The organism is Dactylosporangium darangshiense, assembly GCF_039537565.1.
GTDB lineage: Bacteria > Actinomycetota > Actinomycetes > Mycobacteriales > Micromonosporaceae > Dactylosporangium > Dactylosporangium darangshiense.
In genome coordinates, this window is record NZ_BAABAT010000014.1 from 190,502 (window position 1) to 207,175 (window position 16,674).

Here is a 16,674-nt window from a genome sequence, read left to right on the forward strand (position 1 = left end):
TTTCTACGGTACCCCGGGAGGGTGTCGGTTGAACAAGCGGCCGAGCATCAAGGACGTCGCCGCGCGCGCCGGCGTCTCGATGGCCACCGTGTCCCGGGTGCTCTCGGGCGACTACCCGGTGGCCGACGAGACCCGCCAGCGGGTCCAGCGCGCCGTGCGCGAGCTGGACTACGTGGTGAACGCCCACGCCCGGGCGCTGCACGGGGCGACGTCGAAGGTGGTCGCGCTCGTCGTCGCCGAGGTCACCACGCCGTTCTTCGCCCGCATCGCCGCCGGCGTCGAGCAACAGGCGACCGAGGCCAACCGGCTCTGCCTGGTCTGCACCACGCACGCCGATCCAGACCGGGAGCTCGACGTGGTCCGGCTGATGCGGGAGCAGCGCGCCGACGCCGTCATCCTGGCCGGCGGGGTGGTGGAGAACGACGACTACCGCGCGCGGATGCGCCAGTACGCGCAGGGGCTGGAGGACGCCGGCAGCCGCCTGGTCCTGTGCGCCCGGCCGTCGCTGGGCCCGGACTTCCCCGCGATCACCGTCGAGTACGAGAACGTCGGCGGGGCGCACGCGGCCACCACGCACCTGCTGACGGCGGGGCACCGCGACATCCTGATGATCGCGGGGCCGGCGGGGCTGACCACGTCCGACCAGCGCGTCGAGGGCTACCGCACGGCCCTGACCGCGTACGGCCGGCCGATCGACCCGGCGCTGATCAGCCACGGGCCGTGGGACCGCGAGGGCGGCTACCTGCGGATGCGGGCGCTGATCGCCGCGGGGGCGCGGTTCACCGCCGTTTTCGCGGGCAACGACGGCGTCGCGTCCGGTGCGATGGCGGCGCTGCGCGAGGCCGGGCGGCGCATCCCCGAGGACGTGTCGATCGTCGGCTACGACGACGTCCCGAGCGCGGTCGACTTCAACCCGCCGCTGACGACCGTGCGGGTGCCGCAGGAGGAGCTGGGGCGCACCGCGGTGAAGCTGGCGACGCAGCGCTCCGGCGAGGCGTCGGGGCGCGAGCACGTGATGCTGGGCACGCACGTGGTGGTGCGCGGATCGGTCCGCGCACCAGCCCCGTGACCCGTCAGCCGGCGTACTCCTTCGCGTACTCCTCGGCCATCTTGTCGCCGCCGTCGCTGCGCCACTTCTTGACGACGGTGTCCCAGCTGGACACGGGCTGGCGCCCGGTCACGATGTCGTTGATGCCGTCGTTGAGCGCCTTGTCGAGCGCGACGCCGCTGCGGCTGCGGGTGTCCGAGACCAGGCCGGCGGCCGGGTTCTTCACCGCGAGCGGCACCGCCTTGGTCTCCCAGGCGTGCAGCCGCTTGACCGACTCGGCGTCGACGCCGGGGAAGAACAGCACGCGGGGTGCCTCGGCGAGGTAGATGATCGGCAGGTTGACGTTGTTCTCGCCGTCGGACCACAGTTGCGTCGGGGTCGGCGTGCCGTCGGCGGCCCGGGTGAAGTGGGAGCCCTCGACGCCGAAGTGGGTGAGCTCGTACTCCTTGGTGCCGAACGGCGCGGCCAGGTAGTCCAGCACGCGCAGCAGCATCTGGATGCGCTCGGCCGGCGCCTTCTTCAGCACGGTGTAGCCGAAGTTGCCGGTGCCGGCGACGATGTGCGGACTTGCGGAGCTCACCTTGTACGGCAGCGCGACATCGACGGGATAGGCGCCCTTGACGCTGGTGACCGCGGGAGCGAACGCGGCCAGCCCGTCGGTGATGCTCTTGAACGTGCCGTTGTAGAAGAAGGTCTTCGTGTCCGTGACGCTCAGCGACATGGTGTCGGGGTAGTAGGCGCCGGCGGCGAAGAGCTCCCGCACGAAGGCCAGCGCGTCGGTGAACTCCGGCAGGGTCTCCGCCCGGACGAACTTGCCGCCGTCGACCTTCCAGTCGTTGGGCGCGCCGAACGCCGCGGCGTGGAACTGCCGCAGGCCGAACTGGTTGGCCTTCTGGGCGCCGAGGCCGTACTGCTTGTTCTTGCTCAGCGCCTTGACCGCCGCGGCGAAGTCGTCCTTCGTCCAGGTGCCGTCGTTGGCGCCGGCGGCGGCGAACGCGCCGCGGTCGATGAACATCCCGTAGGCCGGAAGCGGCCGCTCCAGCGGGATGCCGAAGATCCGGCCCTTGATCCGGCCCATGCCCTGCCAGGCGTACGGCGGGAGGTTGGCCAGGTTCGGATAGGCCTTGATCTTGTCGCCGGACAGGAAGTCGGACAGGTCGGCGCACTTGGCCGACACGAACTCGAGCTCGCGCGGCAGCCGGTGCCCGCCGCCGATGCTGATGATGTCGGGCAGGTCGTCGCCCGCCGTCATGGTGGCCATCTTCGCGTCGAAGTCGGCGTCCGGCACGAGGGTGAGCTCGAGGTCGATGCCGAGCGCGTCGTTGATGGCCTTCCAGAGCTTGTTCTGGTCGGCCGGTTTCGGCGGGGTGCCGTACGTGATGGCCACGGCGCGGACCTTGGACTTGTCGCCCGGCGTCGCCTTGACCGAGCTGACCAGGCTGCTCGGGTACTTTGTGTAGCCGGCCTGCACGCCCTCGGCGGTGCCCGGCAGGTCCGGCGTCGGCCCTGCGAACGGCTGGTACGTCGGCCACGGGACCTGGTCGGTGCCGGCGTTGCTGACCGAACCGCCGCCGCTGCCGTCTCCGCACGCGGCGAGCAGCGACGGCACGGCGACCGCCGTCGCGCCCAGTCCGATCGCACGCAGCAGCGAACGTCTGGACAGCTCAGGGGCTCGGGTCATGGGAAGGGTTCCTTTCATTCAGGCGGGGAAAGGTGATCAGCTCTTGATGGCCCCGCTCAGCACGCCCTTGACGAAGAAGCGCTGCAGGAACGGGTAGACCAGCACGATCGGGATGGTGGCGAGCACGACGACGGCCATCCGCACGGTCTGCGGCGCGGCGAGCAGGCCCGCCTCGCCGGCCGACGGGTCGGCGAGCTGCCCGCCGGCCAGGACGTAGGTGCGCAGCACGAGCTGCAGCGGCCAGCGGGCCGGGTCGTCGATGTAGATGAGCGCGTTGAACCACGAGTTCCAGTACGAGACGGCGTAGAACAGCCCGACCATGGCGAGGACGGCCCGGGACAGCGGGACCGTGATGCGCCAGAGCATCGTCAGCTCCGACGCCCCGTCGATGCGCGCCGCCTCGTAGAGCTCGGCCGGCAGCGACTGGAAGAACCCGCGCATCACCACGAGGTTGAACGTGTTGACCAGCACCGGCGCGATGAGGGCGGCGTAGGAGTTGAGCAGCCCGGTCTCTTTGACCACCAGGTAGGCCGGGATGATGCCGGGCGGGAAGAGGAACGTGAACAGCACCACCAGCGTGATCGGCTTGCCGCCGAACACGGCCGGCCGGCTCAGCGCGTAGGCCAGCAGCACGGTCGCGGCGAGGCTGAACGCGGTGCCGACGAGGGTCACGCCGAGGCTGACCAGGGTGGCGCGCCCGACGATGCCGCCGGAGAGGATCTCCGAGTAGGCGGCCAGGGACGGGTGCTCGGGCCAGATGACCCAGCCGCCGTTGGCCACGACGTCCGCCGGGTCCGCCAGGCTGGTGGACACGACGACCAGGAACGGGACCGTGACGAGCGCGAGCACGACCACGATCGCCACGGCCTTCGAAGCGCTGGTGAGGGGGTGCGGGTCCTCCTGCCAGGCGGGGCGTGCGCGGCGCCGATCGGGCTTCATTGGTACACCCCCGACTCACCCATCCGATGCGAGATCTTGTTGGCGGCGTAGACCAGCGCGATGCCGACCACGCCCTTGAACAGCCCGGCGGCCGCGGCGAACCCGAAGTCGCCGTCCTGGATGCCGTGGTAGTAGACGAAGGTGTCGATGATCTCCGCGGCGCGTGGGCCGAACGCGTCGCGCTGCAGCAGGATCTGCTCGAAGCCGACCGAGAGGATCTCGCCGAGGCGCAGCACGAGCAGCAGCACGATCACCGGACGGATCGCCGGCAGGGTGACGTGCCAGAAGCGGCGCCACGGGCTGGCGCCGTCGAGGGCGGCCGCCTCGTACAGCTGCTCGTCGACCTGGGTCAGCGCGGCCAGGAAGATGATCGTGCCCCAGCCGGTGTCCTTCCAGATGACCTGGGCGACCATCAGCGGCTTGAACGCGCCGGGATCGCCGAGGATGTGCACGGTGTGCAGGCCGCCGTCGGCGAGGAACCCGTTGAGCACGCCGGTGGCCCCGAGCATCTGCTGGAACAGGGCGATCACGATCACCCACGAGACGAAGTGGGGCAGGTACACCACGCTCTGCACGAACCGCTTGACCCGCGTGCCGGTCAGGCTGTGCAGCAGCATCGCCAGGGCCAGCGGCGCCGGGAAGAAGAAGACGAGCTGCAGTACGGAGATCTCCAGCGTGTTCGCGGTGGCGCGCCAGAAGGCCGCGTCGCCGAACAGGCGCTGGAAGTTGTCCAGCCCGACCCAGCGGCTGCCGGACAGGCCCAGGAACGGCACGTAGTCCACGAAGGCCAGCGCGCTGCCGAACAGGGCGCCGTAGTGGAAGATCGCGTAGTAGAGCAGCCCCGGGACCATGAACGCGACCAGGATCCGGTCGCGCCGCCACCGGTGACGGCGGGTCCGGCGCGGCGGGGTGGCCGGCCCAGAATCGGCCACCCCGCCGCCGGTGGTCCGCACCGCCTCGGGCTCGGCCGCCCCCGCTCGGGCTTGGACTGACACCTGCACCTCCTCGACCGGCCTTGTGGTGTAGACCACACTGGATGCAAGGTAAAAGCTTTTCTACGAAATCGTCAAGACCCTGATCCGAAACGGACATCTGCGCAGGCTTTGCGCGCGCTTGACCTGGTCTTATCGACTGGGTACCGTCGACGATCATCACAGGAGACGTTTTCTATCGAATGGAGAGGCCGTGCTCCCTGTCGGGATGATCGCGATGTCCCGCTCGGTGGCGTCCGCGGTCCTGCCGGGGGATCTCATGGCCCGGCTCGCGGACGTCCTGCGGCTCGTCGGCACGGAGGCGACGGAGAGCTTCGACGATCCGGCGGCGCGCCGCGGCATGGAGACGGCCGAGGTCCTGGTGACCGGCTGGTCGTGCCCGCCGCTGACCGCGGACGTGCTCGACGCGGCGCCGAAGCTACGGGCGGTGGTGCACGCCGCGGGCTCGGTGAAGGGGCACGTGGGCCCGGAGGTGTTCGCCCGGGGCATCGTGGTGTCCTCGGCCGCGGACGCCAACGCCGAGCCCGTCGTGGACTTCACGCTCGCCGTGCTCACGCTGGCCGGCAAGCGCGCGTTCGGGCTGGCCCGGCAGTACGCGGCGACCGGGCGGCACGCACCCTTCGGGCAGCGCAGCGGCAACGACGGCCGGGTGGTCGGCGTGGTCGGCGCGTCGCGGATCGGCCGGCGGGTGATCGCCCGGCTGCGGGCCGCCGGATTTGGCGTGCTGGTCGCCGACCCCTACCTGGACCGGGCGCGGGCCGCGGAGCTGGGCGCGGAGCTCGCCGACCTCGACGAGCTGTGCCGCCGCTGCGACGTGCTGACGCTGCACGCGCCGGAGCTGCCGGAGACGCGCCACCTCATCGACGGGCGGCGGCTGGCGCTGCTGCGCGACGGGGCTCTCGTGATCAACACGGCGCGCGGCTCGGTGGTGGACACGGAGGCGCTGACCCGGGAGTGCGCGACCGGCCGGATCGACGCGTGCCTGGACGTCACCGACCCCGAGCCGCTGCCGGCGGGCCACCCGCTGTTCGCGCTGGACAACGTCTGGATCACGCCGCACCTGGCCGGCGTGCAGGGCAGCGAGGTGCGCCGCCTGGGCGAGTACGCGGTCGCCGAGGTCGAGCGGTTCGTCGCCGGCGAGCCGCTGCACGGCGCCGTCCGCGCGGAGGAGCTTCGCCAGCTGGCCTGACGCCTGTCGATGCCGCAATCCGGACCTTGAAGGATGGGGCGCCGATCCTTACGGTCATCTCGTGAAAGCGGTCCTGGCATCGGAACTCTCTGAGATGCGTAGGTAGCCGGCGATGTCGAAGCTGGCAACTCGATGGCGCACCGCCGAGGGGCTGCGGCTGACCGACGCCGTCGTCGCCGCCCTTCGGGGCGGCCGGGGTCTCGAGCAGGTTGACGGGCTCGAGACCCTGGCCGACGGCCGCACCGACCTGCGGGGGTTCGACTTCGGCCGGCACACCGCGATCCTGCGGGGCGTGCGGCTGCGGCGGGTCGACCTCACGGCGGCCCGGCTGGAGAGCCTGCGGTTCGAGGGCAGCTCGTTCGAGGACTGCGTCTTCGACCGGGCGAAGCTCAACGACCTGCGGGTCTGGGACACCCGGTTTGCGGGCTGCTCGATGCGATCGGCGAACCTGCGCGACGCCGGCCTCGGCGCGTGGCGCGACGGCCGCGGCAACCACTACGAGCGGGTCTCCTTCGTCGGGGCAAATCTCGCCAGGATGAGCACGAGCGCGGCCACCTACGTCGACTGCGACTTCTCCGGCGCGCGACTGGACCGGGTCAACTTCTGGCAGTCCAGCCTCATCAGGTGCAGGTTTGCCGGCCCGCTCAGCGAGGTGATCTTCAACGGGCGGATGCTGGGGGAGGGCAAGCCCGATCCGAACCCGATGCTCGAGGTCGACCTGACCGATGCGGTGCTCGACGGGTGCGATTTCCGGGGCGTCGACTTCGGGTCGGTCCGGCTGCCCGACGACCCCGACATCGTCCTGGTGACGAGCCTGGCGCAGCTGGACGCCGCCGTCGCCGCCCTCGGCGCTGCCGGCGATCCCGATACCGCGTTCGCGCGGGAGCTGCTCGACGACATGCGCAACGAGGTGGTGGGCGGGCACGGTGCGCTGCTGAACCTTCGCGACGTGCCGTCGGCGGCCGGGCAGGTCCGGCGGGCGTTGGCCGCGGCGGGCCGACGCCGCTCCGATCGGCCGTAGACCCGCCCGGCCTCTCCCTATCCGGCCACCGACTGGAGTGCGGCGAGCTGCGCGTAACGGCCGCCGAGGGCGAGCAGCTCGTCGTGGCCGCCCTGTTCCACGATGCGCCCGCCGTCCAGGACGTAGATGACGTCGGCATCGCGGACGGTGCTCAACCGGTGTGCGATGACGATGCGGGTCTGTGGCAGCTCGGCCAGTTCCCGTTCGATGTACGCCTCGGTGGCCGGGTCGAGGTTGCTCGTCGCCTCGTCCAGCAGCAGCACCCGCGGCTCGGGCAGCAGCGCCCGGGCCAGGGCGATTCGCTGGCGCTGCCCGCCGGACAGGCCGCCGCCGTCGACGAGAAGCGTGTCGTAGCCCATCGGCATCGCCATGACGTCGTCGTGGATGCCGGCCGCGGCCGCCGCGGCGGCCACCCGGGACAGCGGCGCCTGCGGGTCGGTCAGGCTGATGTTCTCCCGCACGCTGCCGGTGAACAGCGTCGGGTCCTGGGTCACCACGCCGAACTGCCGGCGCAGCGTGCGCACGTCGAGCGTCGCCGCGTCGTGCCGGCCGTGGTACACGTGGCCCTCGGTCGGCTGGTACAGGCCCAGCAGCAGCCGGGCAAGGGTGCTCTTGCCCGAGCCGGAGCGGCCGACGAACGCGACCTTCTGTCCCGGCTCGACCGTGAACGTCAGCCCGCGCAGCACCCACGGCGCCCGCGGGTCGAACCGGAAACCCAGGTCGCGCACGGACACCCGCCCGTCGTGTGCGGGCGCCACCCGGCCGCCCTCCTCCGGCGCCTCGTCCAGGATGTCGTCGAGGCGGGCCAGGTGCGCGCCGGTCTGCTGCAGCTGGTGCAGGTTGTCCACAATGGACGACAGCGGGGCCAGCGCCGCGGTGGCCAGGGCGCTGAGGGCGAGCATGGTGCCGAGGCTCAGCTCGCCGTGCAGGACGCGCTGGGCGCCGATGAGCAGCAGCAGCGCCGGCGCGAGGTACTGCAACGCCCCGAGCGCGGTCTCCAGGCCGCCGCGCACCAGGCCGTGCCGGGTGCCGGCGTTGAGCTGCCCCGCGAGCAGGTACGACCAGCGCTGGACGGCGCGTTCCTCGGCGCTGGCGGCCTTGAGCGTCTCGATGCCGCTCAGGGCCTCGATGAGCTGGGCCTGCGCCTTGCCCGAGGCGTGCAGCTCCCGTTCGGCGAGATCGGCGACGCGGCGGCGGGTGGCCAGCAGCAGCGTCAGCTGGACGCAGGCGAGCGCGGCGAGGAAGCCGCCGAACACCGGGTCGCGCCACAGCACCAGGCCGAGGTACCCCAGCGCCAGCGGCGCGTCGAGCAGCGTCGACAACACGTGACCGGAGAGGATGTCCCGCAGCGCGGCGACGCTCTGGGTGCGCATCACCAGGTCGCCGCTGCCGCGTTCGGCGAAGAACCGGTACGGCAGGGCGAACAGGTGCCGCACCACCCCGCCGGTGACGTCGTCGTCGGCGCGTGAGCGCAGGGTCAGCAGCAGCGCGGTGCGCAGGAAGCCGAGCACGACGTGTGCCGCGACCGCGACGGCGACGGCGAGGCCGAGCGGGGCCAGCAGGTCGGTGGCGCCGGTGGGCAGCAGCCGGTCCACCAGCACCGCCGACAGGGCCGGCACCGCCAGGCCGAGCACCTGCAGCAGCACCGAGGCGAGCAGCACCTGTGCCAGCAGCCCGCGGTACCGGCGCAGCGCCGCGTTGAGCCACTGCCGCCGCCAGGCCGGCCGGTCCGGTTCGGCATCGGCGGGCCGGAAGTCCGGGCCGGGCTCGAAGCCGATGACGACACCGGTGTAGCCGACGTCGAACTCCTCGCGGGTGAGCCGGCGGCGCCCGGAGACCGGGTCCAGCAGCTGCACCCGCCGGCGGCCCCAGCGCTCCAGCAGCACATAGTGGTTGAAGTTCCAGTACAGCACCGCCGGCGTCGGCACCGCGGCCAGTTCCTCGGGGGGCAGGGAGAACGCCCGGGCGTGCAGGCCGTACCGGCCGGCCTCCTCGACGAGGGCCAACGCGCTCAGCCCGTCGCGGGACACCCCGAGGTCGGCGGTCATCTGCCGTACCGTCGTGGGCCGCCCGTGGTAGGTGAGCACCATGGCCAGACAGGCGGCACCGCAGTCGGCCGCCTTGACCTGCCGCAGCTCCGGCAGGCGCCGGCGGCTCATCGCGGCACCAGCCCGGTGCTCATCGCGAGCAGCACCGCGCCCAGCCCGGTGAGCAGCAGCGAGGCTGCCAGCCACAACGCCGCGAACAGCCGGGCGGGCAGGACCCGCAGCCGCTCCGGCTCGACCCGGCCGGCGTCCGCGTGGCGGCGCACCGCGGCGGCCAGGAACACCCCGTCGCGGGTCACGTTGAGCTCGCTCATGACGGGCCCCAGTTCCACTCGATGTGCGCCGCGGCCCGCCGTTCGGCCAGCCACTCGCCGAACAGCCGGCGGGAGACCGCGTCGCGGGTGGCGGGCTGCACGCCCAGCACCGCGGCGACGAGGTAGCCGCCGGCGAGCGGCACCGGCACGCCGCCGGCGATCGCCTCGGCCAGCGCGGGATCGAGGTCCGCACGCGTGACCGTCATCAGCACCGGCGCCGGCCCGACGCCGGCGGCGAAGTCGGCCGCCGCGGCGGCGAGCAGGTCCGGCGCCGCGGCCAGCCGGGCCGCGGCGGCATCGTCGGCGGCCTCCACCCGCACCAGCCGCAGTTGCTCGTAGCGGCCCGGGTCGGCGGCGAGTTCGGCGTCGACCCGCCCGGCGGTGACCCGCTCGCGCAGCCTCGCCACCCGGGCCTGGTGCGCGACGAGGTCCTCGAACTGCTGGTCGCTGAGCCGCTCGCGGGACATCCAGGCGCGGGTGTCCTCGAGGGTGAGCAGGCCGCGCGCCCGCCGGAACGCGTCGGCGGCCTCCTGCAACGCCGCGTCGTCGAGCTCCGTGCCGTCGGCGGCGGCGTCCAAGGCCAGGCGCACCAGGCAGGTGTCGACGAGCCGGTCGCGCAGCGGCGCCTCCCGCCACAGCAGGTCGAGGAAGCCGATCGCGTCGGCCACGCCCAGCTCGAAACCGTCGACCCGCACCAGCAGCATCTCGCCGCCGCGCTGCACGCCGCGCAGCGGCCAGGGCAGGGCGTCGTCCGGGCACCACGACACCGACACCACGCCCGCGTCGGTGGCCGGTTGCCGGACGAGCAGGTCGTAGTGCAGCGACCCGTCGTACTCCTCGCGCTGCCACAGCAGGCGCAGCCCCGCCTCGGGGTGCCGCGCGCGCAGCGCGTCGACCCGGGCCCGGACCTCCGCCCGCTCGGCCTTCTCGGCGGTCGCCGCGCGCAGCAGCCCGACCGCCTCCGTCAGTAGCGTCATGCCGGCACCTCGACCGAACCGGTCAGCAGCAGGTCGACGACCGCCGCGGTGATCGGCAGCCCGGTGGCCAGCTCGAGCCAGTCGTACTGCCCGTTGGGGTTGATTTCCAGGAACACGTATTCCCCCTCCGGGGTCAGGATCAGGTCGATGGCGCCGAAGCTCAGCTCGAGGCGGTCCACGAGCGCCCGGCAGCGTTCTGCCACGTCATCGGGCAGCGCGTGGACCCGCAGCGGGGTGTTCTCGTGGTCATAGCGGCGCCAGTCGTACCGCGTGTGGCGCGTCGCCTGGGAATGGATCTCGACGGCGAAGACGGCCGCGCCGACGACGGTCACCCGCAGCTCGACGTCCTTCGGCACGTACGCCTGGACGATCATCGGCGACAGCCGCAACGCCGCGACGTATCCGAGGTCGCGGTTGCTCACCGGCTCCGTGTAGCGGCCCATGGGCGCCTCGGCGGTGCCACGCGGCGAGCGGTGCAACGGCTTCGTGATGATCTTCCCGTCGTGCTCGTCGTAGAAGTCGAGCAGCCGGTCGGGGTCGGCGGTGATCAGCGTCGGCGGCACCGCGAACCCCAGGTCGACGGCGGCCGCGAGGTGGTACGCCTTGCGGTCGGCACGGTCGATCACGTCGCGGGTGGCGGGCACCTGGCGGCAGGCCAGCGCCCGCCACACGCCGTCGAGGTAGGTCTTCACCTCGCCGGACAGGTGGGCCCGCACGTCCGGGTCGCCGACGGTGCGGGGTGGCACCGGCGCCGTCGGGCGCCGGTGCCACACACACGTCAGACCGTCCAGATCGACGTCCCGGTCACCGAGGCGCAGCCACCGGCGAACGCGACCGGTGCCGCCGGCGGTCATCTCGACGTGTGCACCGGCCGGCACGACCCCCGGATCGAGGAGCAGCACCTCGGCTCCGCGTGAGGTGAGCAGGGCCGCGACGCGCTCGGCGGTGACGTCCTCGGCGTCGGTGAGGACGAGGATCTGTTCAGTCATGGCGATGTGTCAGCAGAGTCGTCCGGTACCCGGTCAGTCGCTCATGCCGTCGCCGGAGCACGACCAGCCGCCGCCGCTCTTCGTGCAGACCTGGCTGCGCACGCCGGCGCTGATCTGCCGCAGGTCGTCCTCGCGCAGCTCGACGCCGGTGGCGACGATCTGGTCGAGCTTGATGCGCGTCGTGGCCTTCTTCAACATCGGTGGAACTCCCTTTTTCCGGTGAGGCCGAGCCGTGCGGCCCGGCGAACACCATTAGGCCCGCACCGACTTGGGATCGAGTTAAAGCTGACTTGCTGCGTTCTGTCGCCGATCGGACGGCCGCCCAGGGCGTCGGATTACGGTCGCACCTCTGGCTTTGCCGTTCCAGGATCGTGTATCGCGGCCATGTTTCGACGAGGGGACTCGATCCCTGATCCACAGTGGACAGTCCTGTGATCCAGGTATGTCTACGCGATTGCGCATGCTCGAAGAAGAACCGCAGGCTCCGGTGTGCCACGGTAGGGGCATGGCATACATCGACCTCTGTGTGGACGAACAACTGTTCCCCGGTATCACCGGACCGATGCGGTACCGGCCGGAGACGGCGGAGCCGCTCAACGCGTTGGCCGAAGTGCTCCTGCGCGCGCCGCACTCGCTGTCGCCGGGGGAGCGGGAGCTCATCGCGGCCTACGTGTCGGGGCTCAACGACTGCACGTTCTGCTGCTCGTCGCACTCAGCGTTCGCGGCGGCCCAGCTCGACGCCGGCATGGGCCTCGTGGAAAAGGTCCGGGCCGACGTCGACTCGGCGCCGATCTCGCCGAAGCTGCGGGCGCTGCTGCGCATCGCCGGCGCCGTGCAGCGCAGCGGCCGGGCGGTGACGGCGGACCTGGTCGAGGCCGCCCGCTCGGAGGGCGCCACCGACGTGGAGCTCCACGACACCGTGCTGATCGCGGCCGCGTTCTGCATGTACAACCGGTACGTCGACGGCCTCGGCACGTTCACACCCCAGCGCCAGGAGGACTACCTGCCCATGGCCGAGCGCATCGTGCAGCACGGCTACGGCGTCTGAGGGGTCCGCGGCGCGCCTTCGTCGTCCGCCGGCCACGCCGGGCGGCGGTGAGGTCAGAGGACGGGGCTCAGGCCTCTGGAGACCTCTTCCACCGCCTCACCGACCGCGTCGGGGAGCTTCGCGAAGAGGTCCTCGGTCTCGGGCGCGATCGGGAAGTACACCGACAGCGCGCCGAGCGGGGTGCCGGCCTGGTCGCGGACGCAGGCCGCCACGGTGGCGATGCCGGGGAAGTAGCCGCCGCGGTTGATCGCGTGGCCGGTCTCGCGGATGGCGGCCAGGTCCTTGGCGAGGGCCGCCGCGCTCGGGCGGGTGTGGCTGGCCGCCGATCGACCCGCCTGCAGCGCCGCGGCCACGTCCTCGGACGAGGCGTAGGCCAGGACGGCGCGGCCGCTGGCGGTCAGCGCGGCGGGCAGGCGCGTGCCGGGGTCGACGTAGACGCTGATCGGGCCGGCGCTGCGCAGTGCCAGCAGGACGACGACCTCGGTGCCGTCGAGGATGGACAGAGAGCCGGTGGTGTACGGGTGGTTCTCCACGATCCGGGTCAGCGCGGCGGTCGCAAGCTCCTCGAACTGGTGCCCGGCGACGTAGCGCTGGCCGAGCTCCCAGACCCGGAGCCCGACCCGGTAGCGGCGGCTGACCGGGTTCTGCTCGAGGAAGCCGCGCCGCACCAGTGTGGTGAGAATGCGGTGGATGACGCTCTTGTCGAGGTCGACCTTGCGGGCGAGCTCGAGCACGCCGAGGTCGCGGTCCTCGGTCAGGAACGCCTCCAGGACGCGTAGCGCCCGGTCGACGGTCGAGTTCTTCGCGTCCTCGGTCATCGCAGCGCCGGCAGGACGGATTCGGCGAGTCGCTCGGCCACGTCGTCGACCGTGGACCCGGACGGGGCGAACAGCACGCAGGTGAGGTGGTCGATGCCGCATTCGCGGATCTCGCGCAGGCGGCGCACGCAGTCGTCGGGCGTGCCGTAGACGGCGAAGGTGTCGAGCAGCCCGGGGGAGAGCAGTGCGGCGGCCTCGTGGGCGTCGAGTGCCGGGAAGGCCCAGCCGGTGCGGTCGAGGTGGTCGCGCAGCGGGCCGGGCAGGTCGACGCCGAGCTGGTCGAGGATCGGGCGGCTGGTCACCAGGCTGGCGAGCACGATCTTCGCCACCGCCACCCGCGCTTTCTCTGCATCGTCGTCCACTGATACGTAGAGCCAGGAGACGACGTCGAGGTCGCTCCAGGTGCGGCCGGACCGTTCGAGGCCCTGCGCAACCTGGCGGCGAGCATAGTCGATGCCTTCGGGTCGTGCGAAGCCGCCGATGACGACGCCGTCGGCGATCTCGCCGGCGAGGCGGAGGATCTTCGGGCCGCGGGCCGCGAGGTACACCGGAACCCGCCGCGAAGACGTGAAGTTGAGCCCGGCGTCCATCGGGAACATGCCCTCGCGCGCCGTGAACCGCTCCCCGCCGGTGAGGGCCCGCACGATCGCGGTCGTCTCGCGCAGCGCCTTCACGGGGCTGGGCCGGTCGATGCCGAAGGCGTCGAGCCCGCCGCCCGCGCCGAGCCCGAGCGAGGCCCGGCCGCCGGACAGCTCGTCGATGGTCGCGATGGCGGCGGCCGTCATCGCGGGGTGCCGCGTGTAGGGGTTGGTGACGCCGGTGGCGAGCCCGATCCGGGAGGTGGCCGTGGCGATGGTCGCGAGGGCGACGTAGACGTTGCGCAGGAGCCGCTCGTCGGGCACCCAGATCTGGTCGTAGCCCAGCGACTCCAGGCGTGCCGCCTGTGCCGCGAGCTCGGGCATGGGTCGCTCGACCAGCGAGGCGACGCCGATCCGAAGGGTCTTGTCCATCACAACACTCCCGTGGTCTCCCGCTGGATGCTACAACATTGCGTCAGGCGATACACCCACATCACGGGAGGTGCAGGATGACGCGCATCGTCCTTCGCGGCGGCAGCATTTTCGACGGCACCGGCAGCGCACCGGCCGCCGGCGACATCAGCATCGAGGACGGCCGCATCGTGGACGTCGGCCCAGAGTTGGACGGCGACGAGGCGATCGACGTCACCGGCCGCACGGTCCTGCCCGGCTTCATCGACTGCCACATCCACGCGCTGCTGAGCAGCCTGGACACCATCCAGAACCTCAACATGCCCTTCTCGCTGCAGTTCTACCTCGCCGCCGAGAACCTGCGGAAGACTCTCGACTCGGGCATCACCACGGTGCGCGACGCCTCGGGCGCCGACCTCGGCGTCCAGCGGGCGGTGGAGCTGGGCCTCATCGACGGCCCGGACCTGCACATCTCGATCATCGCGCTCAGCCAGACCGGCGGCCACGGCGATCACTGGCTGCCCAGCGGCAACCACACCGACATCCTGGGGGTCACCCCCGGCCGCCCCTCGGGCATCGTCGACGGGGTCGACGAGTGCCGCCGGAAGGTCCGCGAACTGCTGCGCAACGGGGCCAACATGATCAAGGTGAACACGTCCGGCGGCGTGTTCTCGCCGCGGGACGACCCGTCCCACGCGCACTTCACGATGGCCGAGCTGACCACCATGGTCGAGGAGGCAGAACGGGCCGGCAGCTACGTGATGGCGCACGCGCACGGCGCCCAGGGCATCAAGAACGCGGTCCGGGCCGGGATCCGCTCCATCGAACACGGCACCGACCTCGACGACGAGGCGATCGAGTTGATGCTCGCGAACGGGACCTGGCTGGTGCCCACGCTCGGCGTGGGTCAGTTCATCCTGGAGCGGATCGAGCAGGGCGCGGCGGTGCCGCCGGCGATCGCGGAGAAGGCGATCGAGAACCAGCGGCTGCGGGCCGACTCGTTCCGCCGGGCCGTGGCGGCCGGCGTGCGGATCGCGATGGGCAGTGACGCCGCCGCCGAGTCGCACGGGCGCAATCTCGCGGAACTGGCGCTGATGCACGAGCAGGGCCTCGACCCGGCGGCGACCCTGCGCGCCGGCACCCAGTCGGCGGCGCAGCTCATGCGCATCGACGAGCGGGTCGGCACCCTGCGGCCGGGGCTGCGGGCCGACCTCGTCGTCGTCGAAGGCGACCCCTACGACTTCCGGGCCTACCCGGGCAACGTCCGGGCGGTGTTCAAGGCCGGTCGGCAGGTCCGGGGTCTTGTCCCGTCCAGTGCAACGGTATAGCGTCCGACGCAACGGAGAGGACGTAGCCATGTTGGCCGAAGGACTGCGCTGCCTGCGCTGCGACGCGCGTTACGAACCCGGCGCCATGTTCGCGGGCTGCCCCGCGTGCGCCGGGCGGGGCACCCCGAGCAACCTGTCAGTCGTCTACGACGACGACGCCCTCGCCAAGGCGGTCCACGACCGTCCCCGCGAGCCGGGGTCGCTGTGGCGCTATCGCGACCTGTTGCCCGTCGCGCCGCAGGACGTGACCACGCTGGGGGAGGGCGGCACACCCCTCGTGCCGGCGCCGCGGCTCGCCGCGAAGCTCGGCCTGAAGGAGCTGTACCTCAAGGACGAGAGCCGCAACCCGACCGGCTCCTTCAAGGACCGGCTCGCCGCCGTCGCTGTCTCCGTCGCCCGCGGCATGGGGATGCGCGTCATCACCGGCTCGTCCTCGGGCAACGCCGGCGCCGCGACCGCCGCGTTCGCCGCCCGCGCCGGGTTGCCGTGCGTCATGCTGACGACGCAGCAGTTCCCGATCGCGATGAAAACGCAGATGGCCGTCTTCGGCACGCTGCTGCTCGCCGCCCCGACCGTCAAGGACCGCTGGCGGATCGTCGGCCAGGCGGTCGAGCGGCTCGACTGGTTCCCGGTGACCGTCTACACGTGGCCGTACTTCGGCAGCAACTGCTATGGCATCGAGGGGTACAAGACGATCGGCTACGAGATCGTCGACCAGCTCGGCCGCGCGCCCGACCACGTCGTCGTGCCGGTCGGCGCCGGCGACGCGTTCACCGGCGCCTGGAAGGGCTTCTGTGAGTTCCGGCGCGCCGGTGTCATCGACACCGTGCCGAGGATGCACGCCGCGGAGGTCTACGGCCCGCTCGAGCACGCCCTCGCCGAAGGCCTCGACGACTGCATCGAGATGCCGATCGGCCCCGACCCGACCGTCGCCGTGTCCGTAGGCTCCAACCTGAGCACCTTCCAGGCCCTCAACGTGCTGCGCGACACCGGCGGCGCCGCGCGCAGCGCCGACAACGCGGCGATGCTGCAGGCCCAGCGCGACCTCGCCGCCCTGGAGGGCATCTACGTCGAGACCTCCTCCGCGCTGTCCGTCGCCACCATCCCGCGGCTCGTCGAGACCGGCGCCGTCGATCCGGCCGGCACGGTCGTCGCGGTGCTCACCTCCACCGGGCTCAAGCACTCGGAGCTCACCGCGGCGCACCTGCCGTCGATCCCGGAGTGCGGCGCCGACCTCGACTCCGCACTCGACGTCCTGCACTCGTCGTACGGCTTCACCGCACCGTAAGGAGACCA

At 72.0% G+C, this 16,674-nt stretch carries 16 protein-coding genes; 6 read left to right on the forward strand and 10 right to left on the reverse strand.

Annotated features, from left to right (window positions below; translation table 11 throughout):
• Window positions 1–28: 28 nt before the first annotated feature.
• Complete coding sequence (locus ABD901_RS25910) at window positions 29–1,069, forward strand: LacI family DNA-binding transcriptional regulator (protein ID WP_345129960.1); 1,041 nt, start codon at window positions 29–31, stop codon at window positions 1,067–1,069.
• A gap of 4 nt (window positions 1,070–1,073) precedes the next feature.
• On the opposite strand, the gene ABD901_RS25915 is transcribed toward ABD901_RS25910, so the two are convergent.
• The 3 genes from ABD901_RS25915 to ABD901_RS25925 are packed head-to-tail and all read right to left on the reverse strand — an operon-like array spanning window position 1,074 to window position 4,663.
• Window positions 1,074–2,729 carry a type 2 periplasmic-binding domain-containing protein gene (locus tag ABD901_RS25915; RefSeq protein ID WP_345129962.1) on the reverse strand — a complete coding sequence of 552 codons (1,656 nt, stop codon included), beginning with the start codon at window positions 2,727–2,729 and terminating at the stop codon, window positions 1,074–1,076.
• Between the two features lie 36 nt (window positions 2,730–2,765).
• Window positions 2,766–3,668 (reverse strand): carbohydrate ABC transporter permease, encoded by a 903-nt coding sequence (locus ABD901_RS25920; protein WP_345129965.1) that lies wholly within the window; start codon window positions 3,666–3,668, stop codon window positions 2,766–2,768.
• The gene (locus ABD901_RS25925; RefSeq protein ID WP_345129967.1) at window positions 3,665–4,663 is read right to left on the reverse strand and encodes an ABC transporter permease; all 999 of its coding nucleotides are present in this window, start codon (window positions 4,661–4,663) and stop codon (window positions 3,665–3,667) included. Before ABD901_RS25925 ends, ABD901_RS25920 begins: the two co-directional genes overlap by 4 nt.
• A gap of 190 nt (window positions 4,664–4,853) precedes the next feature.
• Between ABD901_RS25925 and ABD901_RS25930 the strand changes: the two genes are divergently transcribed.
• Both ABD901_RS25930 and ABD901_RS25935 read left to right on the forward strand, forming a co-directional pair.
• Window positions 4,854–5,849 (forward strand): hydroxyacid dehydrogenase, encoded by a 996-nt coding sequence (locus tag ABD901_RS25930; protein WP_345129969.1) that lies wholly within the window; start codon window positions 4,854–4,856, stop codon window positions 5,847–5,849.
• Between the two features lie 112 nt (window positions 5,850–5,961).
• Window positions 5,962–6,870 carry a pentapeptide repeat-containing protein gene (locus ABD901_RS25935; protein WP_345129971.1) on the forward strand — a complete coding sequence of 303 codons (909 nt, stop codon included), beginning with the start codon at window positions 5,962–5,964 and terminating at the stop codon, window positions 6,868–6,870.
• A 17-nt stretch (window positions 6,871–6,887) separates the two neighbouring features.
• Here the strand turns inward: ABD901_RS25935 and ABD901_RS25940 are convergent, their stop codons facing one another.
• Genes ABD901_RS25940 through ABD901_RS25960 form a run of 5 tightly spaced genes read right to left on the reverse strand, consistent with a single transcriptional unit; the run spans window position 6,888 to window position 11,393 of the window.
• The gene (locus ABD901_RS25940) at window positions 6,888–9,029 is read right to left on the reverse strand and encodes a peptidase domain-containing ABC transporter (RefSeq protein WP_345129973.1); all 2,142 of its coding nucleotides are present in this window, start codon (window positions 9,027–9,029) and stop codon (window positions 6,888–6,890) included.
• Window positions 9,026–9,229 carry a hypothetical protein gene (locus ABD901_RS25945; RefSeq protein WP_345129976.1) on the reverse strand — a complete coding sequence of 68 codons (204 nt, stop codon included), beginning with the start codon at window positions 9,227–9,229 and terminating at the stop codon, window positions 9,026–9,028. Before ABD901_RS25945 ends, ABD901_RS25940 begins: the two co-directional genes overlap by 4 nt.
• Window positions 9,226–10,206: a TIGR04500 family putative peptide maturation system protein gene (locus tag ABD901_RS25950; RefSeq protein ID WP_345129978.1), complete on the reverse strand. Its 981-nt coding sequence runs from the start codon at window positions 10,204–10,206 to the stop codon at window positions 9,226–9,228. The genes ABD901_RS25945 and ABD901_RS25950 overlap by 4 nt, the downstream gene beginning before the upstream one ends.
• Entirely contained in the window at window positions 10,203–11,195 is a 993-nt protein-coding gene (locus tag ABD901_RS25955; protein WP_345129981.1) for an MvdC/MvdD family ATP grasp protein, read from the reverse strand. Before ABD901_RS25955 ends, ABD901_RS25950 begins: the two co-directional genes overlap by 4 nt.
• Window positions 11,196–11,228: 33 nt before the next feature.
• A complete protein-coding gene (locus tag ABD901_RS25960) occupies window positions 11,229–11,393 on the reverse strand; it encodes a hypothetical protein (RefSeq protein ID WP_345129983.1) in 165 nt (54 codons plus the stop codon).
• A gap of 307 nt (window positions 11,394–11,700) precedes the next feature.
• Between ABD901_RS25960 and ABD901_RS25965 the strand changes: the two genes are divergently transcribed.
• The gene (locus ABD901_RS25965; RefSeq protein ID WP_345129986.1) at window positions 11,701–12,243 is read left to right on the forward strand and encodes a carboxymuconolactone decarboxylase family protein; all 543 of its coding nucleotides are present in this window, start codon (window positions 11,701–11,703) and stop codon (window positions 12,241–12,243) included.
• 53 nt (window positions 12,244–12,296) lie between these two features.
• Here ABD901_RS25965 and ABD901_RS25970 read toward each other — a convergent pair whose 3' ends face one another.
• Complete coding sequence (locus ABD901_RS25970; protein ID WP_345129988.1) at window positions 12,297–13,061, reverse strand: IclR family transcriptional regulator; 765 nt, start codon at window positions 13,059–13,061, stop codon at window positions 12,297–12,299.
• Complete coding sequence (locus ABD901_RS25975; RefSeq protein WP_345129990.1) at window positions 13,058–14,071, reverse strand: LLM class flavin-dependent oxidoreductase; 1,014 nt, start codon at window positions 14,069–14,071, stop codon at window positions 13,058–13,060. Before ABD901_RS25975 ends, ABD901_RS25970 begins: the two co-directional genes overlap by 4 nt.
• A 77-nt stretch (window positions 14,072–14,148) precedes the next feature.
• Between ABD901_RS25975 and ABD901_RS25980 the strand changes: the two genes are divergently transcribed.
• Both ABD901_RS25980 and ABD901_RS25985 read left to right on the forward strand, forming a co-directional pair.
• Entirely contained in the window at window positions 14,149–15,378 is a 1,230-nt protein-coding gene (locus ABD901_RS25980; protein ID WP_345129992.1) for a metal-dependent hydrolase family protein, read from the forward strand.
• Window positions 15,379–15,406: 28 nt separating this feature from the next.
• Window positions 15,407–16,666: a threonine synthase gene (locus ABD901_RS25985; protein ID WP_345129994.1), complete on the forward strand. Its 1,260-nt coding sequence runs from the start codon at window positions 15,407–15,409 to the stop codon at window positions 16,664–16,666.
• Window positions 16,667–16,674 lie beyond the last annotated feature (8 nt).

Coding starts and splice junctions, on each gene's coding strand:
- ABD901_RS25915 (WP_345129962.1), bottom strand. CDS start 2,729: ATGACCCGAGCCCCTGAGCTGTCCAGACGTTCGCTGCTGCGTGCGATC.
- ABD901_RS25920 (WP_345129965.1), bottom strand. CDS start 3,668: ATGAAGCCCGATCGGCGCCGCGCACGCCCCGCCTGGCAGGAGGACCCG.
- ABD901_RS25935 (WP_345129971.1), top strand. CDS start 5,962: ATGTCGAAGCTGGCAACTCGATGGCGCACCGCCGAGGGGCTGCGGCTG.
- ABD901_RS25940 (WP_345129973.1), bottom strand. CDS start 9,029: ATGAGCCGCCGGCGCCTGCCGGAGCTGCGGCAGGTCAAGGCGGCCGAC.
- ABD901_RS25945 (WP_345129976.1), bottom strand. CDS start 9,229: ATGAGCGAGCTCAACGTGACCCGCGACGGGGTGTTCCTGGCCGCCGCG.
- ABD901_RS25950 (WP_345129978.1), bottom strand. CDS start 10,206: ATGACGCTACTGACGGAGGCGGTCGGGCTGCTGCGCGCGGCGACCGCC.
- ABD901_RS25955 (WP_345129981.1), bottom strand. CDS start 11,195: ATGACTGAACAGATCCTCGTCCTCACCGACGCCGAGGACGTCACCGCC.
- ABD901_RS25960 (WP_345129983.1), bottom strand. CDS start 11,393: ATGTTGAAGAAGGCCACGACGCGCATCAAGCTCGACCAGATCGTCGCC.
- ABD901_RS25965 (WP_345129986.1), top strand. CDS start 11,701: ATGGCATACATCGACCTCTGTGTGGACGAACAACTGTTCCCCGGTATC.
- ABD901_RS25970 (WP_345129988.1), bottom strand. CDS start 13,061: ATGACCGAGGACGCGAAGAACTCGACCGTCGACCGGGCGCTACGCGTC.
- ABD901_RS25975 (WP_345129990.1), bottom strand. CDS start 14,071: ATGGACAAGACCCTTCGGATCGGCGTCGCCTCGCTGGTCGAGCGACCC.
- ABD901_RS25980 (WP_345129992.1), top strand. CDS start 14,149: ATGACGCGCATCGTCCTTCGCGGCGGCAGCATTTTCGACGGCACCGGC.
- ABD901_RS25985 (WP_345129994.1), top strand. CDS start 15,407: ATGTTGGCCGAAGGACTGCGCTGCCTGCGCTGCGACGCGCGTTACGAA.